Source organism: Methylobacterium sp. J-026, from assembly GCF_022829585.1.
In the GTDB taxonomy this organism is placed as follows: Bacteria; Pseudomonadota; Alphaproteobacteria; order Rhizobiales; family Beijerinckiaceae; genus Methylobacterium.
This window is the reverse complement of the sequence record NZ_JAKSYC010000284.1, coordinates 88598-113430: the sequence shown is the minus strand read 5'-3', so window position 1 is coordinate 113430 and position 24833 is coordinate 88598. Positions and strand designations below refer to the sequence as shown.

General features: G+C 71.4%; 20 protein-coding genes and 1 pseudogene. 12 read left to right on the top strand and 9 right to left on the bottom strand.

What is annotated here, in order from left to right:
• Positions 1 to 354 (bottom strand): annotated as a pseudogene (locus MKK69_RS24725) (glutamate racemase); the annotation flags it as partial.
• A gap of 262 nt (positions 355 to 616) precedes the next feature.
• On the opposite strand from MKK69_RS24725, the gene egtB reads away from it, so the two are divergent.
• Genes egtB through MKK69_RS24710 form a run of 3 tightly spaced genes read left to right on the top strand, consistent with a single transcriptional unit; the run spans position 617 to position 3944 of the window.
• A complete protein-coding gene (gene egtB / locus MKK69_RS24720) occupies positions 617 to 1885 on the top strand; it encodes an ergothioneine biosynthesis protein EgtB (protein WP_243972294.1) in 1269 nt (422 codons plus the stop codon).
• An 18-nt stretch (positions 1886 to 1903) separates the two neighbouring features.
• Positions 1904 to 2863 (top strand): L-histidine N(alpha)-methyltransferase, encoded by a 960-nt coding sequence (egtD, locus tag MKK69_RS24715; protein WP_243972293.1) that lies wholly within the window; start codon positions 1904 to 1906, stop codon positions 2861 to 2863.
• Positions 2864 to 2894: 31 nt separating this feature from the next.
• Entirely contained in the window at positions 2895 to 3944 is a 1050-nt protein-coding gene (locus MKK69_RS24710) for an adenylate/guanylate cyclase domain-containing protein (RefSeq protein ID WP_243972291.1), read from the top strand.
• A 96-nt stretch (positions 3945 to 4040) separates the two neighbouring features.
• Here the strand turns inward: MKK69_RS24710 and MKK69_RS24705 are convergent, their stop codons facing one another.
• Positions 4041 to 4256: a hypothetical protein gene (locus MKK69_RS24705; protein WP_243972289.1), complete on the bottom strand. Its 216-nt coding sequence runs from the start codon at positions 4254 to 4256 to the stop codon at positions 4041 to 4043.
• Between the two features lie 414 nt (positions 4257 to 4670).
• Between MKK69_RS24705 and MKK69_RS24700 the strand changes: the two genes are divergently transcribed.
• Genes MKK69_RS24700 through MKK69_RS24690 form a run of 3 tightly spaced genes read left to right on the top strand, consistent with a single transcriptional unit; the run spans position 4671 to position 6837 of the window.
• Complete coding sequence (locus MKK69_RS24700; protein WP_243972286.1) at positions 4671 to 5807, top strand: S1C family serine protease; 1137 nt, start codon at positions 4671 to 4673, stop codon at positions 5805 to 5807.
• On the top strand, positions 5804 to 6055 hold the full coding sequence (locus MKK69_RS24695) for a hypothetical protein (protein WP_243972284.1): 252 nt from the start codon (positions 5804 to 5806) through the stop codon (positions 6053 to 6055). Before MKK69_RS24700 ends, MKK69_RS24695 begins: the two co-directional genes overlap by 4 nt.
• Before the next feature lie 2 nt (positions 6056 to 6057).
• Positions 6058 to 6837, top strand: a complete 780-nt coding sequence (locus tag MKK69_RS24690) for a DnaJ domain-containing protein (protein ID WP_243972282.1) — start codon at positions 6058 to 6060, stop codon at positions 6835 to 6837.
• 102 nt (positions 6838 to 6939) lie between these two features.
• Here the strand turns inward: MKK69_RS24690 and MKK69_RS24685 are convergent, their stop codons facing one another.
• Entirely contained in the window at positions 6940 to 8418 is a 1479-nt protein-coding gene (locus tag MKK69_RS24685) for a serine hydrolase (RefSeq protein ID WP_243972280.1), read from the bottom strand.
• Positions 8419 to 8739: 321 nt separating this feature from the next.
• Here MKK69_RS24685 and MKK69_RS24680 point away from each other — a divergent pair, with 321 nt between their 5' ends.
• The 5 genes from MKK69_RS24680 to MKK69_RS24660 all read left to right on the top strand — a co-directional run bounded on the left by MKK69_RS24680 (position 8740) and on the right by MKK69_RS24660 (position 14519).
• The gene (locus tag MKK69_RS24680; RefSeq protein WP_243972278.1) at positions 8740 to 9072 is read left to right on the top strand and encodes a phasin family protein; all 333 of its coding nucleotides are present in this window, start codon (positions 8740 to 8742) and stop codon (positions 9070 to 9072) included.
• Between the two features lie 190 nt (positions 9073 to 9262).
• Complete coding sequence (gene clpS, locus MKK69_RS24675; RefSeq protein WP_243972276.1) at positions 9263 to 9664, top strand: ATP-dependent Clp protease adapter ClpS; 402 nt, start codon at positions 9263 to 9265, stop codon at positions 9662 to 9664.
• 37 nt (positions 9665 to 9701) lie between these two features.
• The gene (gene clpA, locus MKK69_RS24670; RefSeq protein ID WP_243972275.1) at positions 9702 to 12188 is read left to right on the top strand and encodes an ATP-dependent Clp protease ATP-binding subunit ClpA; all 2487 of its coding nucleotides are present in this window, start codon (positions 9702 to 9704) and stop codon (positions 12186 to 12188) included.
• Between the two features lie 91 nt (positions 12189 to 12279).
• The gene (locus tag MKK69_RS24665) at positions 12280 to 12564 is read left to right on the top strand and encodes a hypothetical protein (protein WP_243972273.1); all 285 of its coding nucleotides are present in this window, start codon (positions 12280 to 12282) and stop codon (positions 12562 to 12564) included.
• 629 nt (positions 12565 to 13193) lie between these two features.
• A complete protein-coding gene (locus MKK69_RS24660) occupies positions 13194 to 14519 on the top strand; it encodes a flavin monoamine oxidase family protein (RefSeq protein ID WP_243972271.1) in 1326 nt (441 codons plus the stop codon).
• A gap of 30 nt (positions 14520 to 14549) precedes the next feature.
• Here MKK69_RS24660 and MKK69_RS24655 read toward each other — a convergent pair whose 3' ends face one another.
• Complete coding sequence (locus tag MKK69_RS24655) at positions 14550 to 17987, bottom strand: SbcC/MukB-like Walker B domain-containing protein (RefSeq protein WP_243972269.1); 3438 nt, start codon at positions 17985 to 17987, stop codon at positions 14550 to 14552.
• Between the two features lie 363 nt (positions 17988 to 18350).
• Between MKK69_RS24655 and MKK69_RS24650 the strand changes: the two genes are divergently transcribed.
• Entirely contained in the window at positions 18351 to 20027 is a 1677-nt protein-coding gene (locus MKK69_RS24650) for a methyl-accepting chemotaxis protein (protein ID WP_243972267.1), read from the top strand.
• Between the two features lie 19 nt (positions 20028 to 20046).
• Here MKK69_RS24650 and MKK69_RS24645 read toward each other — a convergent pair whose 3' ends face one another.
• The 5 genes from MKK69_RS24645 to MKK69_RS24625 form a co-directional block, all read right to left on the bottom strand.
• Positions 20047 to 20673, bottom strand: coding sequence for a DUF4194 domain-containing protein (locus MKK69_RS24645; protein WP_243972265.1), 627 nt, complete (start codon positions 20671 to 20673; stop codon positions 20047 to 20049).
• Positions 20666 to 22036 (bottom strand): Wadjet anti-phage system protein JetA family protein, encoded by a 1371-nt coding sequence (locus tag MKK69_RS24640; protein ID WP_243972263.1) that lies wholly within the window; start codon positions 22034 to 22036, stop codon positions 20666 to 20668. Before MKK69_RS24640 ends, MKK69_RS24645 begins: the two co-directional genes overlap by 8 nt.
• A gap of 35 nt (positions 22037 to 22071) precedes the next feature.
• Complete coding sequence (locus MKK69_RS24635) at positions 22072 to 22488, bottom strand: FKBP-type peptidyl-prolyl cis-trans isomerase (RefSeq protein ID WP_243972261.1); 417 nt, start codon at positions 22486 to 22488, stop codon at positions 22072 to 22074.
• A 322-nt stretch (positions 22489 to 22810) separates the two neighbouring features.
• Positions 22811 to 24031: a bifunctional phosphopantothenoylcysteine decarboxylase/phosphopantothenate--cysteine ligase CoaBC gene (gene coaBC, locus MKK69_RS24630; protein ID WP_243972260.1), complete on the bottom strand. Its 1221-nt coding sequence runs from the start codon at positions 24029 to 24031 to the stop codon at positions 22811 to 22813.
• 43 nt (positions 24032 to 24074) lie between these two features.
• Complete coding sequence (locus tag MKK69_RS24625) at positions 24075 to 24800, bottom strand: di-trans,poly-cis-decaprenylcistransferase (protein WP_243972258.1); 726 nt, start codon at positions 24798 to 24800, stop codon at positions 24075 to 24077.
• Between the last annotated feature and the right edge of the window lie 33 nt (positions 24801 to 24833).

Here is a 24833-nt window from a genome sequence, read left to right as displayed (position 1 = left end):
GATCGGCGGCACGACGCCGACGAACGGGGTCGTGAAGCGCTGCCGGAGGGCGGGGAGCACCAGGGTCGAGGCGGTGTTGCAGGCGATGACCGCGAGGTCGGGCCGGTGGGTCGCCACCAGCCGCTCCATGACGGCCAGAACCCGGGCGACGAGGGCCGCCTCGCCGAGCCGGCCGTAGGGGAAGGCGGCATCGTCGCCGACATAGACGTAGCGGGCGTCCGGCCGGGCGCGGCGGACGGCGTCGAGCACGGTCAGGCCGCCGAGCCCCGAATCGAAGACCAGGATGGTCGGCTCGGCGGCACCGCGCCGCGCCGCGGCGGAGAGGCTGGCCCCGGCCATCAGATCGATCCGCATGAGAATCCTGGACTCCTCGCGAGCGTCCCGAACGTCGTCATCGAGGGTTAAGGCACTCTCACCGCGGCGAGAGAAAGACCCGCGATCCCCAGCCTGTCGCGTTAACCACAGCGCCGCCGCGGCGAAAACGCCCCGGCGAACGGCCGGACGACGGACTCGTCCTGCGGAGGTTGTCGGAACACGGCCAAGACATATCTTCTGCGCGCCGAGCCGGAACCGAGGAAACGGTTCTCGGTCAGGCCCGAAACAAGGGACCATCGTCATGGCAGCGACGGCCGCACTGCGCCCGGACGAGACGCGCGACCCCGGGAGAGCGGCCTTCCCGCCGCCGCCCGTCACCGCCCGGCCGATCGACCGCGCCGCCTGGATCGCCGCGTTCCGGCAGGTCCGGGGTGAGACCGAGCGCCGCGCCGCGCCGCTCTCCCCGGAGGACCAGCAGGTCCAGTCCATGGCGGATGCCAGCCCGACCAAGTGGCACCGGGCGCATGTGACGTGGTTCTTCGAGCAGTTCCTGTTGCGGGAGCACCTCCCGGGCTACGCGATCTACGACGCGCGGCTGCACTACCTGTTCAACTCGTACTACGTGGCGGCCGGTCCGCGGCAGCCGCGCATCCAGCGGGGCATGATCACCCGCCCGACCATGGCGGAGGTCGCGGCCTACCGGGCCCATATCGACCGCGCCGTGGAGACCCTGCTGGGTCAGGCATCCGAACGCGCCCTGGAGGCTTTGCTGCCGATCCTGGAGATCGGGCTCTATCACGAGCAGCAGCACCAAGAGCTTCTCCTCACCGACATCCTGCACGCCTTCGCGCAGAATCCCCTGAACCCCGCCTACGATCCGGACTGGCGCTTCCCGGATGCGGCGGCGAAGCCGGGCCAGACCCGCCTCGACCGGGCCATCGCCTGGATCGGGCATGCGGGGGAGGGCTTCTCGTTCGACAATGAGTCGCCCCGCCATGAGGCGCTGATCCCGGCCGGCCGCATCGACCGGGCGCTCGTGACCAACCGCCAGTGGCTCGCCTTCATGGAGGATGGCGGCTACGCCAAGCCCGAATTGTGGCTGTCGGACGGCTGGTATGCCGGTCCGGCCGAAGGCTGGGAGGCCCCCGGCTACTGGCGGCGGGACGGGGAGGGGTGGGCGACCATGACGCTCGCCGGCCAGCGCCCGGTGGACCTCGACGCGCCCGTCACCCATGTCAGCTACTACGAGGCCGACGCCTATGCCCGCTGGGCCGGCCGGTTCCTGCCCACGGAGTTCGATTGGGAGGTCGCGGCCCGGGACGGTGGCCTGCCGGACGCGTTCGGCCTCGTCTGGCAATGGACCCGCAGCGCCTACGTGGCCTATCCGGGCTACCGGCCGTTGCCGGGAGCCCTGGGCGAATACAACGGCAAGTTCATGGCCAATCAGTTCGTGCTGCGCGGCTCCTCGGTGGTCACGCCCGACGGCCATGCCCGCCTGCCATACCGCAACTTCTTTTTTCCGCATCAGCGCTGGCAATTCACCGGCCTGCGCCTCGCCGACGTTGCCTGACGCGCCCCGGAGCCGCCCGTGACCATCAAGCCAACCTTCCCCGACGCGAAGCCGGTCGCGCCGGCCTTCCTCGACGACGTGCGCGCGGGCCTGTCCCGGCCGCAGAAGACGCTGTCGCCGAAATACTTCTACGACACCGCCGGCTCGGCCCTGTTCGAGGACATCACGCGGCTCCCCGAATATTACCCGACCCGCACGGAGATCGGGATCCTGGACGTGCGCGGCCCGGAAATCGCGGCGCTGCTGCCGGCGGGGGCGGCGCTGGTGGAGTTCGGGAGCGGCTCGACATTGAAGCTGCGCCGGCTTCTGCGGCACCTCGACAAACTGGCCGCCTACGTGCCCGTGGAGATCTCCGGGGAGTTCGTCCAGGCCCAGGCCGAGGCCCTGAGCGGCGATTTCCCGCATCTCCGGGTCGAACCGGTGGTAGCCGACTTCACCCGCGACATCGACCTTCCCGAGAGCCTCGCCGGTCTGCCCCGGGCCGGCTTCTTCCCGGGCTCGACCATCGGCAATTTCGAGCCGGAGGAGGCGGAGGCCTTGCTGCGCCGCTTCGGGCGGATCCTGGGGGCGGGGGCCCACATGATCGTGGGCGTCGACCTGGTGAAGGACACGGCCACCCTGGAGAGCGCCTATGACGACGCCGAGGGGGTCACCGCGGCGTTCAATCTCAACCTCCTGACCCGGATCAATCGCGAACTCGCGGGCCGTTTCGACCTCGACGCCTTCGCCCACCGGGCTGTGTTCAACCCGCAGGCCTCGCGGATCGAGATGCATCTGGTCGCCCGGAACGCGCAGGACGTGGCGGTGGGCTCCGACACCTTTGCTTTCGCGGCCGGCGAGACGATCCATACCGAGAGCAGCTACAAATACACGCGCGAGACCTTCCGGGCGCTCGCTGAGCGCGCCGGCTGGACGTGGATCAAGGTCTGGACCGACCCGCAGAACCTGTTCTCGGTCCACGCCCTGCGGTTGGATTGAGGGCGGGGCGCGCCGCGGCCCGGGCGCACCGATGCGGTTCCGCTGGCCCTGGTTCTTCCTCGTCGCCCCCGCGCTCGGCGCCCTGGCCGGGCTGCTCTACGGCGCGATCTTCCAGGTCGGCGCGCTGACCGGCGCGGCGATCAGGGGGGCGATCATCGGCACGCCGATCATGCTCTACGAGCGGCGGCTCCTCCTGCCGGCACTGCGGGAGCGGATCCGGGGCCTCGCCACGCCGCTGTTCCTGCTGGCCACCGTGTCGCTCTACATCGCCATGATCGTCGGCGGGAACGCCGTGGCCAGCACGGTCCTGAACCGCCTGTTCCGCTTCATGTCCAGCGAGCGGAACGCGATGCTCATGTCCGATACCGGACTTCTCTATGCGCTCGCCATCTCGGCCGTCGCGGTCTTCGTGTTCCGGGTCCGAGACCTGATCGGACCGGAGGTCTTCGCCAACCTGTTGATCGGCCGCTACCACCGGCCGATCAGCGAGGAGCGGATCTTCCTGTTCCTCGACGTGACCGGCTCGACGCGCTTCGCCGACCGCCACGGCGACCACGCGGCCCAGGCCTTTCTCGGGCAGGTGTTCAACGCCTTGGCGCTGCCGGTCTCGCAGGCCCGCGGCTCCATCGACGATTATATCGGCGACCTGGCGCTCGTGACCTGGACGATGGAGCGCGGCCTGCGCGACGCCGCCTGCCTGCGTTGCGTGTTCGACTTCGCGGCCCGCCTCACGGCCGAGTCCGAGGCGTGGCGGAGCCGCTTCGGACAGGTGCCGGAATTCCGCGCGGCGCTGCATTGCGGTCCGGTGGTCACCGCCGAGATCGGGCTGGAGCGACACAAGATCGCGTATTTCGGCGACGCGGTGAACACCACCGCCCGGCTCGAGGCCCTGTCCAAGACGCTGGACGTCCACGTGCTGATCTCGGCCGATCTCCTCGACCGGCTCGGCCCGCTACCCGGCGATCTCGTGGCCGAGGATCTCGGCGCCCACACCCTGCGAGGGCGCGCGGCGCCCCTGGCGGTGGCGGCGATCCGGCAACGCCCCGAGACGACGGCGCTGAGCCGTGCCTTGCCGGGATGACCGCGAGGCTTGCGCCCCGGTGCCCCCGGCCGGCGGTGTGGGGGCGGGGCACGCGCCGCCATCCCCGATATCCCCGGTCTTCACGTCGAACGGGTGTCAGTTCAGGTAGGTGCGGATCCAGTTCGGCGACAGGATCTCGCCCTCCTCGGTGATGATCCAGGGCTGCTTGGCCGGATCGGCCAGGGCGCCGGCGGCGGCTCTGATCGCCTCGCGCAGGGTGTCGAACCGCTCGGGTTGCGCCAGTGGAGTGCTGGCCGGGGCCGTGCGCCAGATCGTCAGATCCGCGGGCCGTTCCAGAGCTTCGGTTTCCATGGGTACTCGTCCTTCCGAACCGTATGGGACCGTTCAGATCACCGCCGTCGGCCGGAGCCAGGGAACAGCGGGGATCGCCGGTCTGAGCGTCAAAGCAAGCATCTCTGCGGCGGCTTTGCGATCAATTCGGGCGGTTTCCGAAACCATCGTCCCGCGCGGAAGCACGATGGACGGAACGGTCGCGTTTTCCATATCCGTATTGAGCGCGTATGGGCTGCCGTGGTCTTGCGAGAATTGTGACTATCGAATGATGACCATTCCGTTAGCCGCTATGCGCCGGCCGCCGACGTGTCCCAGAACAGGTTCGGGGCGCGTCGGCGGCCGACCGCTCCCGTGTTGACGCCCTGATCCTGAACGCGCACTTAAGACCCGCGCCCGCCGGGGCATTCCCTCGACCCACTCCCGGAGACATCCGTGCCGGATCGTACCGTGCGCATCGTGCTCGCCGCGGTCCTGGTCCTGCTGGCCCTCTACGTGGTCCAGCCCTACCTGCAGCCGCTGCTCTATTCCGCGGACGCGCCCCGGGCGGTGACGGCTCGCGGCGATCTCGCCCAATCGGAACAGGCGACGATCCGCCTGTTCGAGCAGGCGAGCCCGTCGGTGGTCCACGTCTTCGCGCAGGGCGCCACCCAGAACCGCGACCTGCTCGACCTCGACGAGGATGGCGGCGAGCAGCAGGGCGGCGGCACGCAGACCGGGACCGGCTTCGTCTGGGACGGGGCCGGCCACATCGTCACGAACACCCATGTCGTGCAGAACGCCGCGCAGAGCGGTGGCTCCGTCTCGGTGCGGCTGAGCGACGGCGCGGTGGTGTCGGCGAGCCTCGTCGGGCTGGCGCCGTCCTACGATCTGGCGGTGCTGCAGCTGGGGCGTGTGACCCATATGCCGCCGCCGCTGGCGATCGGCACCTCGACGGATCTCAAGGTCGGCCAGTCGACCTTCGCCATCGGCAACCCGTTCGGCCTCGACCATACGCTGACCACCGGCGTGATCAGCGCCCTGCGGCGGCGGATGCCGACGAGCGAGGGCCGGGAGGTGTCCGGCGTCATCCAGACCGACGCGGCGATCAACCCCGGCAATTCCGGTGGCCCCCTGCTGGATTCCGCGGGCCGGCTGATCGGCGTCAACACCGCCATCGTGTCGCCCTCCGGGGCGAGCGCGGGCATCGGCTTCGCGATCCCCGTGGACGTGGTGAACCGGATCGTCCCGGAACTGATCAAGGTCGGGCGGGTGCGCAATCCCGGCATCGGCATCATCGCCGCCCAGGAGGCCGCCACGGCGCGGCTCGGGATCGACGGGGTCGTGATCGTGCGGGTCCTGGCCGGGTCGCCGGCCGCGCAGGCCGGCCTGCGCGGCGTCGACGTGCGGACCGGCGATCTCGGCGACGTGATCGTCGAGGCCAACGACCGCCCCGTCCACCGCCTGGCCGACCTCACGGCGGCCATCGAGGAGGCCGGGCTCGGCGCGGCCCTGACCTTGAAGGTCGAACGCGGCGGCCGGGTCCGACAGGTCCGGATCACCACCGCCGACGTCGCGGAGAACCGCCAATGAGGTCCCTGTCCCGCCTGACGCTCCTCGTCCTGCTCGGGGTCGGTGCCGCGCAGGCCGCCGAACAGCCCAGCCGCTCCCGCCTCTGCCCGGAGGATCTGCCCGAGGGCGTCCGGCTGCCGCCGCAGCCCGGCTGCACGCCCGGTGCCCGCCACCCGGTTCCGCGCCGGGACGGGTTCTACGACCTGGGCAACGGGACGACGGTTCAGGTCGGCGGCCGGGCCTCGGCCGAGTATGGCGTGCGGCGCTGAGGATGGCGCTGCTCGCCGGTCTGCTCGCCTGCCTGACGCTGTGGTGGCTGTCCAAGAACAGTCGTGGACTGGGTCCGCGCCTAAAGCGCGCCCTCGGCCAGGGTCTCGGCGCGGCGACCGGCGGATCCCAGACGCGGATGCTCGGCGCCCTGGCGCTCCTGGCGGGCGGGTTCCTCCTCCTGCACGGCAACCTCGTCCTGGCGGCGCTCCTCGGGCTGAGCGGCGTCTGGATGATCGAGGGTCAGGAGTCGATGACCGCGCGGCTGCGGCGCCTGATCCGGCCGGTCGCAGGGCGAACGCCCCGCACGCCCCGGCAATCTGGCGATATCCCGGACCGCCTCTACCGCACGACGCTGATCGAGGCGCAGTTGCGTCCGGACGGCGGCCTCCGCACCGGTCGCGTGATCGCCGGGCCCGATGCCGGGGCCTGGCTCGACACCATGTCGGGAGCGGCCTTGATCGCGCTGCTGCGGGCCTGTCGCCAGCGCGACCCGGCCGGCGCCGCCCTGCTAGAGCCGTATCTCGACCGCCGGGCGCCCGGCTGGCGTGTAGACGCTGAGGGCGATCGTGACCCGCGGCCGCGCCGCCCGCCGAACCCAGGGGCGATGACGGAGGAGGAGGCGTACCAGATCCTGGGGCTTCAGCGCGGGGCGACCGCTGAGCAGATCCGGTCGGCCCACCGGTCTCTGATGAAGCGCGCCCATCCCGACCAGGGGGGCAGTGCCGAGGGGGCGGCGCGCGTCAACGCCGCCCGGGACAGGCTTCTGAACCGACATCGCTGAACTCCACGCGCGTTGTCAGGGGATGAGAGGGTCGCGGCCGCGGGCTAACTGCGCCGCGGCGTGCCGAACCGGCGCGAGGGCGCGCCGGCGGGTCCTGGTCGTTTAGCTCCGGGTCGCGAAGCAGCTGAAGCCGCTGCGCTTCAGGGCCGTGCAGGCGTCCTGGGCGGAATCCTGCTCGGCGAAACCCGAGAAGCGGGCGCGGAACAAAGTGGTGCCGCCGTGCTCGACCTTCACCGTGTAGGGGGCCGCCTTCGACAGGCTGCCACCGACCTTGGCGCGCGCCTCCGAGAGCATCGAGCGGGCCTTGGTCTCGTCGTCCATGGCGCCGAGCTGGATCACCCAGGCGGTCGGCACGACGCGGGCTCCGGAGACCGCCTTCGGTGGCTCGTCGCGCTCCATCGAGGCGACCCGGGCCACCACCTTGGCCGTGCCGGGGAAGGGGGCCTGGGCGCTGCTCGCGCCGGCATAGGCCTGGGCCGCCTTCGGGATCCCCTGGGGGCCGGGCTTCCAGGTTCCGCCCGGCGTCGTCGTCGCCGCGGCCCGGGGGGCGAGGTCGAGGGGCTCGCCGGTGGTGCCCGTGGTCTCGACATCCCCGTCGTCCGCGTCGGCGACCTGCGTGCGGGTCCGCGATACCGCGTCGGCGACCACGGCCGGGCGGGCGCGCTCGGCGACTTCGGTCACCGGAGGCGCGATCCGGGCGCCGGCATAGGCCCGCGGCAGGCTGCCGCGGACGAGATCGGCCATGATCCGGTCGCGGCTCCCGCCGGACTTGCCGCCGAGCACGATCGCCACGATCTGGCGGCCCTCCGACTTGGCCGCGGTCATCAGGTTGAAGCCGGAATCGCGGGTGTAGCCGGTTTTGATCCCGTCGACGCCCTCGACGTTGCCCAGCAGGTGGTTGTGGTTGCCGATCACCCGGCCGCGGAACGCGAAGGACCGGGTCTGGAAGTAGCGGTAATAATGCGGGAACCGGTCTTGGATTGCCCGGGCGAGCACCGTCAGGTCGCGGGCGGTGGTCAGCTGGTCGGGATCGGGCAGGCCCGACGCGTTGGCGTAATGCGTCCGGCTCATGCCGAGGGCGTGCGCCTTGGCGGTCATCATCTGGGCGAAGCGCTCCTCGGAGCCGGCGATGTTCTCGCCGATCGCGCAGGCCACGTCGTTGGCCGACTTGGTGACGATCGCCTTGATCGCGTCCTCGACCGCGATCGTTTGGCCGGGGCGCAGGCCGAGCTTCGAGGGCGCCTGGGCGGCGGCATGGGCCGAGATGGACAGCTCGGAATCGAGGGCGAACTTGCCGCGCTCCATCTGCTCGAACAGCAGATAGAGGGTCATGACCTTGGTGATCGAGGCGGGATGGCGCAGCGCGTCCTCGTTGACCGCGTGCAGGGTCTTCCCGCTCTTCACGTCCACCACCATGGCCGCGTAGGGGGGATTGTAGCCTCCGCCGCCGCTCGCGTGGTGATGGTGGTGGCGCCCGCGCCGTGCATCCGCCGGGCTGGCCAAGGTCGTCAGGACCGCGGCGGCCAGGATCGCGGCCGGCAGCGCGGGAATCGTCCGGGAGCCGCCTACTACGCTACGCATCACGCCTGATTGCCTCGCGAGACCGGCACGGGCCGGTCATGTCCCCTGTGCGGAGCGGCGCCGGTCGCGTGGCCCCGCTGCATCATCGAAGAGTTAGGCAAGCGCAGTTACAGGCCCGTTAATGCGATCGGCGCGAGGTCGCGATCGTGTCGTTTCTTCTATCGGTTACGGGGCCTGATCCCGGGGATCCCGGGTCGGCGCGCTGGGCCGCCATCGTCCAGCTTGACGGTTGTCCTTGCGGCGCACACAGTCCGTTTCGGATCGATGCCGCCCTTCGTGCCGGTCACTCGGGGCCGGCCGGCGGCGGCCCGGAGATCGGCCATGCAGACTCGCAACCCCCATCCTTCGTTTCCGGTCCCGCCCGGCTTCGGCACCCCGCTGCGGCGGTTCGGAGCGGTGAGCCGAACCGCCCAGAGCGTCGGGATCGAATGGGCGGATTCCGCCCGGCAGGGCCTCGATGATCTCAAGGCGACGCTGGGCAAGCTCGCGACCGCGCGTGGTCCGGCGGAAGTCCTGTCGGTCCAGAGCGCGTATCTGCAACGGGCCGGCGCGCGCCTCGTGGCGCGGACCACGGTGGCCGCCGATCTCGTCTCGGCCCTGACCACCGACCTCCTGAGGCCGCCAACGGCGCCACGTCCCGGCCGCGCGCGTTAGCGGGTCTGGGTCCGTGCGCCCGAGACAAGCGCAGCGGGGCGGACAAGTGCGCACAGGCGTCTGGCGAAGTCGGCTCACCGTCTGTAGATTGACCCCCGTGGAGCTGAGCGCTGCTCCCGGCAGGGCCAGGACAGACGTGGCCCTCGGGGCCGGCGACGCCCGCTCCGAACGAGGGATCGGTTCGACGCACATGACACAGGTCCCCCCACAGGGCACCGCAGGTTCGACGAGGGCTCACAGGCCGGCGCGCGGCGCGGCCCTGGCATCCGGTTCGCGCGCGCCGGGCGGCGATGACCGGTCCAACACCGCGATCATCACCCGCACGAAGCCTCGGACCAAGCGCCCGAGCCTCTATCGGGTCCTGCTCCTGAACGACGACTACACGCCGATGGAGTTCGTCGTGCTGGTGGTCGAGCGGTTCTTCAACAAGAGCCACGAGGACGCCTACCACATCATGATGCACGTGCATCAGAACGGGGTCGGCGAGTGCGGAGTCTTTACCTACGAGGTCGCCGAGACCAAGGTGACGCAGGTCATGGACTTCGCGCGCAAACACCAACATCCTCTCCAGTGCGTTATGGAAAAGAAATAGGCGCCGCTCGCGGTAGGCACCCAGACAGAGGCCAGCTTTGCCAAGCTTCTCACGCAGCCTAGAACAAGCCCTCCACCGCGCCCTGGCGCTCGCGGGGGAGCGACGGCACGAATACGCGACGCTGGAGCATCTCCTGCTCGCCCTCGTGGACGATCAGGACGCGGCCGCGGTCATGCGCGCCTGCAACGTCGAGGTCGAGACGCTCAAGCGCAGCTTGGTCGATTACGTCGACACGGAACTGTCCAATCTGACCGGGGACGGACGGCAGGACGCCAAGCCCACGGCCGGGTTCCAGCGCGTGATCCAGCGCGCGGTGATCCATGTCCAATCCTCCGGTCGCGAGGAGGTGACGGGGGCGAACGTGCTGGTGGCGATCTTCGCCGAGCGCGAGAGCCACGCCGCCTACTTCCTGCAGGAGCAGGACATGACCCGCTACGACGCGGTCAATTACATCAGCCATGGCATCGCCAAGCGCCCCGGCGCCTCCGAGTCGAAGCCGGTGCGGGGCGCCGAGGAGGAGGGCGCCGCCGAGCGTCCGAGCGACGAGGGTGATCCCCGCGGCGCCAAGAAGAAGGGCGATGCGCTGGACGCCTACTGCGTCAACCTCAACAAGAAGGCCCGGGACGGCAAGATCGATCCGCTCATCGGCCGCGAGACCGAGGTCCAGCGGACGATCCAGGTCCTGTGCCGCCGGCAGAAGAACAACCCGCTTCTGGTGGGCGACCCCGGCGTCGGCAAGACCGCGATCGCGGAGGGGCTGGCCCGGAAGATCATCCAGCACGAGGTGCCGGAGGTCCTGGCCGACGCCACCGTCTTCTCCCTCGACATGGGCACGCTGCTCGCCGGCACCCGCTACCGGGGCGACTTCGAGGAGCGCCTCAAGCAGGTGATGAAGGAGATCGAGGCGCACCCGAACGCGATCATGTTCATCGACGAGATCCACACGGTGATCGGCGCCGGTGCGACCTCGGGCGGCGCCATGGACGCGTCGAACCTGCTCAAGCCCGCCTTGGCTTCCGGGACGCTGCGCTGCATCGGCTCGACCACCTACAAGGAGTACCGCCAGTACTTCGAGAAGGACCGCGCTTTGGTGCGCCGGTTCCAGAAGATCGACGTCAACGAGCCGTCGATCCCGGACACGATCGAGATCGTGAAGGGCCTGCGCCCGTACTTCGAGGAGTTCCACAAGCTCAAGTACACGACCGAGGCCGTGAAGGCCGCGGTGGAGCTGTCGGCCCGCTACATCAACGACCGCAAGCTGCCCGACAAGGCGATCGACGTGATCGACGAGACCGGCGCCTCGCAGATGCTGGTGCCGGAGGCGCGCCGCAAGCGCACCATCGGCATCAAGGAGATCGAGGCGACCATCGCCACGATGGCCCGGATCCCGCCGAAGACCGTCTCGAAGGACGATGCGGTGGTGCTCCAGCACCTGACCGAGAACCTGAAGCGGGTGGTCTACGGTCAGCCGAACGCCATCGAGGCCCTGACCTCGGCGATCAAGCTGGCCCGGGCCGGCCTGCGTGATCCGGACAAGCCGATCGGTTCGTATCTGTTCGCGGGTCCGACCGGCGTCGGCAAGACCGAGGCCGCGAAGCAGCTCGCCTCCTCCCTCGGCGTCGAGATGCTGCGCTTCGACATGTCGGAATATATGGAGCGCCACACGGTCAGCCGCCTGATCGGCGCGCCCCCCGGCTATGTCGGCTTCGATCAGGGCGGTCTGCTGACTGACGGAATCGACCAGCACCCGCACTGCGTGCTCCTGCTCGACGAGATCGAGAAGGCGCATCCGGACCTGTTCAACATCCTGCTGCAGGTGATGGACCACGGGAAGCTGACCGACCACAACGGCAAGCAGGTCGATTTCCGCAACGTCATCATCATCATGACGACCAACGCGGGCGCCTCGGACTTGGCGAAGTCGGCCTACGGCTTCACCCAGACCAAGCGCACGGGTGACGACGTCGAGGCGATCAACAAGCTGTTCGCCCCGGAATTCCGCAACCGGCTCGACGCGATCATCTCGTTCGGCCACCTGCCGAAGGAGGTGGTGGCGAAGGTGGTGGACAAGTTCGTCCTCCAGCTCGAGGCCCAACTCGCCGACCGCAACGTCACGATCGAGCTCTCGGACGAGGCCCGCGAGTGGTTGGTCGAGCACGGCTACGACGATGCCATGGGCGCACGCCCGATGGCGCGGCTGATCCAGTCGACCATCAAGACGCCGCTGGCTGACGAGGTGCTGTTCGGCAAGCTCAAGGATGGCGGCGCCGTCCGGGTGGTGGTGCGCAAGCCCGAGGACGAGGAGGCGAAGGCCGGCGCCAAGGATAAGCTGGCCTTCGACTTCCCGGCCGGTCCGGTGACGCCGAAGCCCGAGAAGGACGTGACCAACGCCGCCAAGCGCCACAAGCGGGTCAAGCCGCGCGCCGCGGCGCGGAAGAAGACGCCGAAGGACGACAAGGGCGGTGGTGGCGGATCGGGCGGCGGCGTCCGGACCGTGCCGAAGGTGCCACTCGTGCGTGCCTAATGATGCACAGGCCGGCCGGTGGCCTTCCGGACTAGGGGCTGCCGGTCTATGACCGCCGCGACGCGAACGCGCCGCGGCGAGGAGGCGGCCGATGACTGACAAACTGCACGAGGGACCGCTTCCCCCCGTCGCGCAGCCGGCGCCCCCGAAGACGCTGACCTGGCGCGAGGAGCGTCGTCGCCGCCGCCAGCGGCGCAAGCGCGGCGAGGAGGTCCTCGCCTGGGTGCTCGTGCCGCTGATCTGCGTCGGCATCTACCTGGGCGTCAACGCCGGTTTCGACTTCTTCGGGACTTCACCTGGGCAGGTCTGGGATCAGCTGATGCAGGTCAAGGCCATGATGGAGAAGCGTTCGGGTACGCAGGGCGCGCGCGGATAGGGCGGCTGCGGATCGCTAGGCCTGGGAGCTTGCGAGGCTGCCAGTCAGTTCCGACGATCCATGGAGCCCGGCCCGCACTCGAGCGAGCGGAGACGCGCGTCTGTTAACGGGACTGGGCGCGGTGTCCCTTGGGGGTGACCCTTCACCGCAAAGGGGATTCCGGACTCACGGATCGCGCCAGGCGACACATGGGACAGGATGAGGCGCGCGTCCCCTCTCCCGTGCGGGCTAAGATGTTCACACATCTCCAGTTGCAAGGCGCGACGCGCACTCCTCCCCGCAAGGGGGGGGAATGCGCCGCGGTCTCAAGGTGTTAGCGCCAGCTTGATCAGTGGGAATCCGGTGGCCTGCGCGGGCGAGGAACCACGTCGCGTCCTGTGCCAGCCGGTGTGGGAGTATCGGCGCGCAGAGGGCGAGGGAGACGCGCCCGGGTCGGCCGTTGCGCATATCCGGAACCGATATGTGACCCGCGTAGTCCGCCGGAGTGAGGGCGCCCGTCACGCGACGCAGCGGCCTTTGCGCAGCCTTCGTCGAGCGGGCTGAACCGCCGGAGCTATCCGGAACGGCACCGGCACCCCCAAGGTTCGTCGTGGAGGGGCCTAGCCGCCCCGAGCAACCCGGGAACGTCCATGCGCACAGCGCGACCACCGACCCGACGCGCGATCCTCGCCGCTCCGCTGCTGGCGGCGCCCCTGCTGGCGGCACCAGCCCTCCGTGCGGCGGCCCGCGGCGGGACCGTGGTCGTAGTCGGCGCCGGATCGGCGGGCCTGGCGGCCGCGGCGCTCCTGCGCGAGGCGGGCCAGAGCTTCACCCTCCTGGAGGCGCGGGACCGGATCGGCGGCCGGGCCTTCACCGACCGGTCGCTCGGCCCGGATTGCCCCTTCGACGCCGGGGCCGAATACATCCATTGGGCCGAGCGCAATCCTTGGGCCCCCATCGCCCGGGCGGCGGGCGTCCGCTTCGCCAGCGAGGATGGTTGGGCCCGCACCCTCACCATCGACGACCGGGCGGCCACGGAGGCCGAGCAGGCGGCCCGCCGCGCCGGATTCTCCGGCCTCGACGCCCTGCTGGCGCCGAAGGGCGGCGACCCGTCCCTGGCTGAGGCGGCGCGGGCCGGCGGACCGAATGCGGAACAGGCCGCCGCCGGCCTGAGCCGGCTGTCGCTGGGTGAGGATCCCGAGCGGGTCTCGGCGGTCGATTACGACCGGCTCTGGTCCGGCACCGACCTGTGGGTCGACGGCTACGGCGACCTCGTCGCGCGCCACTTCGCCGACCTTCCGGTGCGCCTCGCCTGTCCGGTTGAGGTGATCGACTGGTCCGGGCCGGCTGTCCGGGTCGGGACCGCCCGGGGCGCCCTGTCGGCGGCGGCCGTCATCGTCACGGTGCCGGTGGGCGTGCTGAAATCCGGGGCCCTCCGGTTCACGCCCGGCCTCCCCGACCTCCAGCAGGCGGCGCTCGACGGGCTCCACATGGGCGCCTACACGAAAATCGGCCTGCGCCTCGACCCGGGGAAGATCGATCCGGCGGCGTTCGGCGACGCGGTCTCGGTCGCGACCGGCGGCCCGACACTCTACTTCGAGATGGGCCCGTTCGGCCGACCCCTCGCGGTGGCCAATCTCGGCGGCGATGGCGCCCGCGACCTCTGCCGCGCCGGCGAGGCGGCCGCGGTGGCGCACGCCACCGAGCGGCTCGGCGCGATCCTGGGCGCCCAGGCGCGGGGCGCGGTCCTGGCCGGGCGGCTCGCGGGCTGGTGGACGGATCCGCAGGCCCTGGGCTCCTATTCGATCGTGGCGCCCGGCCATGCGGAGGCCCGGGACACCCTGCGTGCGCCGATGGGCGGACGGGTGTTCCTCGCCGGCGAAGCGCTGGCCGGCGGCGGTGCCATGACGGTCGGCGGCGCGACCCTCGACGGCGAGCGCGCCGCGCGGGACGTGCTGAAGGCGCTCGGCGCCTGATCGGCCCGGGCAGGGCGGTGGTTCCTCCGCCTATTCCGCCGCGTCGGACTGGCGGAATCCCTCGATCCCGATCTGATCGGGGTTGATCGCGTGCAGCGCCCGCCGGGCCGCCTCCAGCGGGTGCTCGGCCTCGATCCGGACCGAGGTCAGGTCCGGGCTCTTGTAGACGGTCACGATGGTGTCCATCACCTCGGTCAGGGTCGTGCGCTTGTCCTCGGGCGCCGCGATCAGCAATTGCAGTCCCCAGGCCCGGTAGAGATCGACCAGCGCCTGGCTGTTGCGCACGTCGAGCTTCGAGAACGCCTCGTCGAGGAGGCACAGGCCGAGACCGGGATTCTCGTCGCCCGGCCGGTCGCCCGGATAGTAGGCGCTGGCGAGGGAGGCGGCGATCGCCACGTAGAACGGCGCCTGCGCCTCGCCGCCCGAGCCCCGCAAAGCCCGCGCCGACATGGTGGTGCGGTTGCCCGCCCGGTCGCGCATGCCGATCTCGTACACGAAGTAGTTGCGGTAATCGGCGAGCCGCGCCGCATCCTCCTGGCCGGCGATCAGCGCGGTGATCTCCTCCAGCGCCGCCGCCATCGGACCCTCCGCCTCCCCGGCGAGCACCGCCTGCGCGGCCTCGGGCGAGCGGGCGGTCTCGGTGGCGAGGGCGTGGACGGCGGCGTAGCGGCGGTCCACCGCCGCCTCGAACGCATAGGTCTGGCCCGTGAAGCTGCGGGCCGAGAGCCGCTCGTTCAGGGCCTCCAGCCGGGCATGCACCCGCTCGAACCGGTCGGCCAGGCGGGTCAGCAGATCCTCGGTCATGAGCCGCCGCATCTCGACCTCGGCGCGCTCGGCCTGGGCGCGGTAGCGCCGCAATTCGTGGCCCTCCACGGCGTCGTATTCCCGCCGGACCCAGGCGAACCCGTCGATGGCCGGCGCATCCCCCTGGTTGAGCGGGTTCTCGACCCGCCAGGCGGCGCAGGCCTCCGCCAGCTCCCGCTCGGCAATCCGCCCGTGGGAGCGCGCCGCTTCGGCGGTCTCCCGGGCGAGGCCGCGCTCGGCGGTCGCCCGGGTGCCGGCGGCCTTGCCGTCGAGGCCGGCCAGCGCCCGCCGGGCCTCGGCGATCACCCCCGGGTCGAACCGCTCGGAGCGGGCGACCCGGACCCGGGCCGCATCGCCGCCGGTCAGCTGTCGCAGGGCCGAGCGCCGGGCCGCGAGCGCCGCGCGGGCGGCCTCGCGCATCGTGACCAGCCGGGCGCGCAGGGCCGCCTCGTCGGCCAGCAGGCGATCGAGCGTCGGTTCCAGAGTCTCCGACAATTCGCGCAGATAGCCGACCCGTTCGGTCGTCAGGGCGGCGATCTCGGCGGCAAGGCCCGTGCTGTCGCGCTTCTCGATGCCCTCGCGCTCGGTCTGAAGGGTCCGCCGCCGTCCGTCGAGACCGTTCAGTTCGGCCCGCAGGGTGTCGATATCGTCGAGGCCGCGGGCGATGCGGGCCCGGATCGCGGCGGCGGTGCGGGCGGCCTCGCGCAGCACCGCCGCCTCGCCGCGCAGGCGGCGCGCCTCCGCGACCGCGGCCTCGTGGACCCGCCGGCTGTCGACGGTCGGCCCGCGATGGCCGCGGGTCATGAGCAGATCGACGCTCCGGGTCACCGAATAGGCCATGCCGGCCGTGGTGCGCCCGCTCGGCGCCACCGCTCGGGCGAGGCGGGCGAGTTCGGCATCGTCCCGGGCGAGGTCATAGGCGCCGAGCCGCACCCCCAGGAACGCCTCCGCGTGCGGGTCGCTGGTCTCGATCACCGTCAGCGGCCCGTCGTCGTAGCGGCGGGCGCGCTGCTTGGCGGTGTCGGTGGTCTTGACCAGGATGCAGCGATGGAACCGGTCGCGGCCCGACTGGAGGACGCCGAGGGCCTCGCTCAACCGGTCCGGCGCCACCACCAGGGCCTCGCGGGCGCGTCCGAGCAGGCCCTCCAGGGCCGGGCCCCAGCTTGGATCGACGATCTCGGCCAGTTCGCAGATCGGCATCGCCGCGATGCCGCGGCGCTCCAGCTCGCCGCGGAACGCCACCGTGTCGGAGGACAAGCGCGCCGCCGGGCCGGTGCCGGTGCGGGGGGCGGTGCGCTCGGCCTCGCTCTCCTGGGCGCGCGCCTTCAGGGCCGCGTCCTCGGCCGCCCGTTCCAGGGCCTCCTCGAAGTCGGGCAATCGCGCCAGCCCGTCGAGGAGCTCGGCCAGGGGCCCCTCGGGGCGCAGGACTTCCTCGGGCGGGGCTTCGCGGCGCAGGCCCGCCCGGGCGCAGGATTCGGCCAGGCGCGCCGCCTGCGGGCAGGTTTGACGCAGGATCGGGGCGACCGGCTGGAGCTTGCCCATCTGGCCGACGAGACCGACGAGGTCGGCGATCCGCCCGGCCAGCTCCTTGCGGTCGCGCTCCAGCATCGAGAGGCCCAGGGTCGAGGCGGCGAGGCGACGCTCGGCGGCGCCGGCGGCGGCCAGCGCCTTCTTCTCGGCGATCTCGCCGTCGATCTCGCGCACGTGGCCGCGGCTCGCCGCGACGCGCTCCCGGGCGATCCGCAGGGTGTCGGCGCCCTCGCGCAGGCGCGTGCGGACCGCGACGAGGTCTAGGCTGCGGCGGCGCAGCTCGGCGGACGCCGCGCGCAGCTCGTGCGCCGCCGTGGCGAGTACCGCCTCGCTCCAGGCCTCGTAGCGGTCGCGCAGGCGGCGCAGCCGCGCCAGCCGGGTCTCCAGCTCGGCGATGGTCTCCAGGAGGCGCCGCCAGTTGGCGATGGATTGCCGGACCCGCTCCACATCCAGCGGCTCCGGCTCCAGCACGAAGGCGCGCACGAAGGCGCTGGTGTCGAAGATCGGCTTGAACGCCACCGCGTTGGCGAAACTGCGCAGGAAATGCCGCGGCTCCGGCGCCGGCGCGCCCTCGCGCAGGGTGGCCAGGACATCGGCGGTGAAGCGCTCGCCGGAGGTCCGGTACTCGGTGAAGCTCGCCGCCCGGGCCCGCAGGTCCCCGGCGATCTCGCTCCAGGGCGCCGTGTAGCTGCCGCCGGGGGCGGTGCGGGCATAGTCGGCGATCTCGAACCGGTGCCCGATCGCGATGAAGCGCGACAGGACCGTTTCCTTCGGCTCCGCGGCCCGGGCCGCCAGCGCCAGGCCGACCGTGACCACGCGCCCCGAGGCCGGGTTCTCGAAGACCAGTGCGAGCACGGTCTCGCAGGATTCCCGGGTCGGGCGGCCGCCCTCCGCGGGGTCGCTGATCCAGCCGAGGCAATAGTCGCGCACCGTGCGGGCGCTGCGCCCGGAGGCCGAGGCATTGAGGGCGAGGCGGCTGGCATTGTTGCCGGCGAGCACGGTGCCGACCGCGTCGAAGATCGTGGACTTGCCGGCCCCGGTCGGCCCGACGAGCGCCGCCGCCCCGCGCAGCCGGATCTGCTCGCGGCGGATCAGATACCAGTTCGAGAGGGCGATGTCGGTGAGGACGTACACGGGGGTCGGGGGCTGGGCGGCGCGCGGGTGGATCGGGGTTCCAGTTGGCCGGCTTCGCCCGCGTATGCAAGCGACCACCGGCCCCGCGCGAATTCCGACCGCAGACGCAGCCGACGAGGCCATCGGTATTCCCTGCCTGAAGGGATACCGGAGCCGATACCGGCCCGGATTCCTCGGTGATCGATCGGACGCGGCGCTGTCGCAGAATCGTCTCCGATCGGTGGCGGACGGGTGAACGGCCGGTCCGCTCGCCGGGATCAGCGATGGGAAGGGACGCACGCCCCTGTCACCGCGGCTGCACTTCACAACTTGTCAGACAATTTGATCCCTGTATCGTTCGCGCCGGGAGGATCGATAATCGTCATGCGCGCCAGTCTAAAGCTCACATTGAGTGGACTCATTGCTACTCTCATGTTCGCAGCCGCGCTTCAGGGCGGTGTTGCAATCTACAATATGCTTGTTGTGAACGGACACATTTCACAGCTACTCGATGTGGCGGTGCCGTCCTTGAATGAAGCACAGGCGATCGACGCCTTGATCGCTAGAATACGACTTCAACAGGTCCGATTCGCCACCGCCGATTTCGCCTCCGAACGCGAAGCCGGTGAGAAGACGGTCGATGATTTGGTCCAGGCCCGGACCGCGAGGGTCGGCGCCTATCAGGCCCGCATCGCGTCGGCGGACGAGCAGGCGCTGTACGACGCCCTGGCGGCGAAACTGAAAATCCAGCGCTACGACTGGGACCGCCTGCGCGCGTTCGGTCTCAGTCAGCGCGAAGCCGCGATGTCCTATTATCGCGGGGCGATGCACAACCATTACGTGGAGGCGGCTCAGGCTGCGCACGCACTGGTTGAATGCCATGTGAAGGGCGTCGAGGCGGCCGGACTTTCCGCCCGGGCGAGCCAGGCGGCCGCGGTCCGCTGGACCGTCGTGATCCTCGGCGCCACACTTGTGATCGCATTCGGCGCCACCCTGTACAGCTTCGTCGGCGTGTCGCGGCCCATCACCGTCATGACCCGCGCCATGCGCCGTCTGGCCGATGGCGAGACGCAGGCCGAGATCCCCTGCGCGAACCGGCGCGACGAGATCGGTGCGATGTCGGCCACCCTTCAGGTGTTCAAGCAGAACCTGCTGCATGCCCGTGCCCTGGAAGCCGCGACGGCGCTCGCCCGGACCGATGCGGAGGCGCAGCGGCGGCAAGCCGCAATCGCGCTCGCGGGCCGGTTCGAGACCACCGTCGGCGGGATCGTCGGGTCCGTCACTGCCGCGGCGACGCACCTGCGGACGACGGCTGAGAGCCTGACCGCCACGGCGACCCGGACGGCCGGCCAGTCGACCAGCGCGGCCGCGGCGGCCGAGCAAGCCTCCACCAACGTGAACACGGTGGCGGCGGCAACCGAGGAGCTGGGCTCGTCGGTCAACGAGATCGGCCGGCAGGTCGGGGCCTCCGCGGATCTGGCCCTGGTCGCCGTCCGCGAGGCGGGCGCGACCGCCAGCCTGGTCCAGGAGCTCAGTGGGGCTGCGCGCCGGGTCGGGGAGGTCGTGGACCTGATCTCGGCCATCGCCAGCCAGACCAACCTGCTCGCCCTCAACGCCACCATCGAGGCGGCCCGTGCCGGCGCGGCCGGGCGGGGCTTCGCGGTGGTCGCCACCGAAGTGAAGGCGCTCGCCGATCAGACGGGTCGGGCGACCGCCGAGATCGCGACGCAGATCGCCCATATCCAGGGTTCAACCGGTCAGGCGGTCCAGGCGATCGACGGGATCGCCGGACGGATCCGGGAGATCAGCGGCATGGCCACCTCGATCGCCGCGGCCGTGGAGGAGCAGGGCGCGGCGACGCAGGAGATCGTCCGCAACGTCGCCGAGGCGGCGACCGGCACCGCTTCCGTGACCGCCAACGTCACGGGGGTCGCCGGTGCCGCCGAGGAGACCGGTGCGGCGGCCGCGCAGGTGCTGGCCTCGGCCTCCGAGATGGCCCGGCAGGCGTTCGAGCTCGGCACCGAGGTCGAGCGGTTCCTCGCCACGGTGCGGGCCGCCTGACCCGCACCCACGGGGCCGATCAGGCCTCCCCGGCCTCGGACCAGGCCCGCAGGCGTTCGAGCCACGCGTCCGAGGCGAGCACCGTCAGGCCCGGCAGGAGCGCGAGCGGGGTGACCCGTTCGACCCGGTCGCGCTCGCCCAGCCGCAGGCCGCCGCGCCTTGCGTAAAGGCGCAGGATGTCGGCGAGCCGTCCCTCCTCGGGGGGCTCGTTGCGGGCCACGGTGCGGATCTTCTCGACGATCTCGTCGGTGGTGCATTCAACGATCCCGTCCGTGCCGGCGCGATGGTCGCGCAGGCCCTCCTCGTAGAGAAGCCGGAGCGCCAGGAGCACGAGGGTCTCGTCCTTGCGCAGGCGCTCCGAGACGATGTCGTGGCGCGGGGCGTCCGCGGCGGGACTCAGCGAGACCATCTGGTCACGGTGCGAGACGGTCAGCGCGTAGCCGAGGCAGGCGAAATAGTCGGTGAAGAACGGGGCGTAGTGCCGGGCGAGTTCGTAGGAGCGCCCGATCCCCTGGGTGTCGGCGTAGATCACCTGGCCCTTCAACAGCACCTGGAGGGCGCGGCTGAGTTCCTCGGCGTCCGGCGCCCGGGCGCCCGCTGGCGCGGGCTCGTCGCCGTCGATGATGGCGCGGAAGCCCTCAAGCACCGGAGCGCCGCTCCAGGATGAAGTCCGGGCAGTCGAGCCAGCCGTTGGTGACGCGCCCGGGCAGCCGCGAGACGGCGTAAAGGTCGCCGAGCTTGGCGTCGAACAGGACGTCGATCTCGCGCAGGCGCTGGAACACGATGAAGTCGTCCACCCCCATGATCGCGATCTCGGCCCCGCGCAGCGCCGGGGCGTGTCCGAGCCGTGCTTCCACGAAGGCGGTCATGCCCTCGGGGGTGACGGTGGTGCGGCGCCGGAACGCCGCCTTGGCGGCCGCGAAGGCGTCCACTACGGGATCGTCCTCCAAGTCGGGCAGGGGCTCCATGTCGATGGCGGCCTTGCGAGCCCGCGGGGCCTGGAGATGCGCGTGGCCGATCGGCGGCCGCAGCAGCGAGACCTCGGCCGGGACGTCGGGGGCGATCTCCGACCCGCCGACGGCGCGCAACAGCGCGGCGGCACGCTCGACGGCGCTCGGATCCGGACGATCCATGACGTGGAGGGCGGCGCCGATCCGGCGCTCAAGCCGCGCCACCACGGCGTCGACGGCGTCGAGGTGGTTGTCGAGCCCCTCGAACACCGCCAGGATCTGGGTGAGATCGGACCGGATCGCCCGCTGGGCGGCGTCGAGATCGGGGCTGCGGCCCTCGCGGATCAGGCCCTCGGCGAGCGCCCGGACCGTGAGGGCGTCGCGCAGGGCCCGGCCGGCCTCACGCACCACGCTGGCCCGGAAGCGAAACGGGTTGAACCGTGTGTGCAGCGTCCGGTAGTCGCTGATCAGGTGGCGCTCGACGAAATCCTCGAAGAACAGCCGGAAGGTCTTGGCGCGGTCGGGCTCGCGCAGGATGCGCTCCTCGACCTTGCGCATGCCGGCGGCGAGGCCGCGGACATGCGCCAGGAAGGCCGCCGCCGCCCGGGCGGCGTTGGACAGGGCCTCGGACCGGTTGCCCGGATCCGAGAGGGCGCTCTCCAGGCCGCCCAGCACCTCCAGCACGGCGCCGCCGTAGGAGCGGGTCTCACCCCGTTCGAGGCGCGACAGCTCCTCCAGCAGGAGCCGCGCCTCGGGGTCGAACTCCACCACCGGCACGTAGCGCTCGCGGCGCTCGATCAGCCAGCCGGTGTCGAGGAGGCGCCGGTAAAGCGCCGTGCGGCGCTCGGCCGGTTCGGCGGAGATCGGCTCGTCGCCGCTGACCTCCGGATCGCTCCAGCCGGCGGCGAAGTCGCCGATCTCGGCCAGCAGCTCGGCCTTGCGCACCGGCTCGGCCCCGAGGACACGCCGGTGCAGGTGCAGCAGCAGGGCGGCGTTGAAGCCCCGGCTCGGCGCGGCCAGGGGCTTGAACAGCTCGTCGGGCAGCTGCGCGAACAGCATTCTTTGAGGACTTTCGCCGTCGCGCAGCCGTGCCCTTACTTCGCGCCGAGGAGCTCGACGTCGAAGATCAGGGTGGCGTTCGGCGGGATCACGCCGCCGGCGCCCCGGGCGCCGTAGCCGAGCTGCGGCGGGATGATCAGGGTGCGCTTGCCGCCGGTCTTCATCGTCGCGACGCCCTCGTCCCAGCCCTTGATGACCTGGCCGGCCCCGAGCGGGAAGCTGAAGGGCTGGTTGCGGTCGCGGGAGGAATCGAACTTCTTGCCCTTCTTGCCGCCCTCGTCGAGCCAGCCGGTGTACTGGACGGTGACCTGCTGCCCGGCCTTCGGCTCCGGCCCGGTGCCCACGACTTCGTCCTGGTACTGCAGACCGGACGGCAGGGTCACGGTCTCGGCATTGGCGGCTGTGGTCATGGCAATCAACGCGGCTCCGGCGATAAGGGACAGGCGAGGCATGGTTTCTCCCTGGAACCGGCGCTGTGCGCGCCGGTCGTCGCGCGCCTTCTAGCGACTCGGGCCGCGGCAGGCCAGGGCGGGGTTGAGGGCGCGGCGGTTCCGCTCCTCTCTCCCCCCTCTGCGGGCTATGGGCGACGCAGGTTCAAGGCACGCGGCTCATGACGCAGCGCGACTGGCCCCCTCTCCCGTGCGGGAGAGGGGACCCGAGCCCCGCCGATCTGACCGGCGAGCACGCTGAAACCTCAAACCTGTGTCGCCCGTCGGTCTGCGGGTGGGGAAGCCATGGGGCGGATCTGATCGCCCGCTTCAGAAAGACCCGGCCTCAGCCCGCCACCATCCCCGCGAGAGACACCACCAGCCGCCGGGCGACTTCGTCCTTGCCGAGGCGCGGCCAGGTCTCCACCGTGCCGTCCCGGCGGATCAGGTGGACCGTGTTCTCAGACCCGCCCATCACGCCGCCCGCCGCCGAGACGTCGTTGGCCACGATCAGGTCGCAGCCCTTGCGGGCGATCTTGGCCCGGGCATTCTCCAGCACCGCATCGGTCTCGGCCGCGAAGCCGACCACCAGGGGCGGGCGCGCGACGGACCGGCGGGCGATCGTCGCGAGGATATCGGGGTTCTCGGCGAGGACCAGCGGCGCGGGGCCGGTGCCGTCCTTCTTAATCTTCTTGGCGCCGGCCTCGTGCTCCGGGCGCCAATCCGCCACCGCGGCGGCGAAGATCGCGATATCGGCCGGGAGCGCCGTCTCGACGGCCGTCAGCATCTCCCGGGCGGTCTCCACCCGGATGACAGTGACGCCCGGCGGATCCGGGATCGCCACCGGCCCGGAGACCAGCGTCACGGCTGCGCCGGCCCGGGCGGCGGCCGCCGCGATGGCGTGGCCCTGGCGGCCGGAGGAGCGGTTGGCGATGTAGCGCACCGGATCGATCGGCTCGTGGGTCGGGCCGGAGGTCACGAGCACGCGCCGGCCGGTCAGGGGCCGGTCGCCATCCAGGCCGAGCATTCGTTCAAGGGCGTCGGCGATCTCGTGGGGCTCGGCCATGCGGCCGGGGCCGGTCTCGGGCTCGGCCATCCGGCCGGCGTTGGGGCCGACGATGCGCACGCCGTCGCCCTCCAGGATCGCGCGGTTGCGCCCGGTCGCCGGGTGGGCCCACATCCGCACGTTCATGGCCGGCGCGATCAGGATCGGCAGGGCGGTCGCCAGCAGGATCGTGGTCGCGAGGTCGGCGGCGTGGCCGCCCGCCATCCGGGCCATGAGGTTGGCAGTGGCGGGGGCCACAACCACGGCATCCGCCTGCCGGGCGAGCTTGATGTGGCCGATCTCCGCCTCGGAGGCCCGGTCGAACAGGTCGGTATGGGCTCGCTCGCCGGCCAGCGCAGCCGCGGCCAGCGGCGTCACGAATTCCTGCGCCCCCGCGGTCAGGACCGGGCAGACGCTGGCGCCGCGCTCGCGCAGGCGCCGGATCAAATCGAGGGCCTTGTAGGCCGCGATGCCGCCGCCGATGACGAGGAGGACGCGGCGGTTGGCAAGGGTCTCGCTCATGCCGGGACCCTCTGCGCGCGGCCGCCCGCCCGTCAAGCCGAGCTCAGGCCGCGGCCGGGACGGCCGACGCCTTGAGCCCGCCGAACCGGCGCTCACGGCGGTGGAACTCCGCCGTCGCCTCGGCGAGGTCCTCGGGCCCGAAATCGGGCCACATCCGCTCGGTGAAATGCAGTTCGGCGTAGGCCGCCTCCCACAGCATGAAGTCCGACAGCCGCTGCTCGCCCCCGGTGCGGATCAGCAGGTCGACCTCGACCGGTGAGCCGTGCATCGGCCCGGCGACCAGCGCGCCGAAATTCTCCCGCGTGAGCGCGTCCGCCCCCTGAAGGCGCTGCGCCGCCGCGAGGATCGCGTCGCGGGCGGAGTAGTCCACGCAGATCCGCAGGTGCAGGCGGGTCCCGGCCGCGGTGGCGGTCTCGGCGGCGATGATCGCCTCGGGGATGCCCTCCGGCAGCCGGTCCCGCCGGCCCACGACGCTGAGGCGCGTACCGGTGCGGGCGAGCCTCTGGGTCTCGTTGCGCAGATAGGAGCGCAGTAGCCGCATCAGCCCGCCGACCTCGTCGGCGGGACGCTGCCAATTGTCCGCCGAGAAGGCGTAGAGCGTCAGCGTGCCGATGCCGAGATCCGGGCAGGCCTCGGCGGTGCGCCGGATCGCCTCGACGCCCCGGTGATGCCCGGCCAGCCGCGGCCGCCCGCGCTGCGTCGCCCAGCGCCCGTTGCCGTCCATGATGATCGCGGCGTGCAGGGCCCTCGGCTCCGCTTCGCTTCGCATCGTAAAGTCTCCCGGCATGGGGGTATCGCTTAA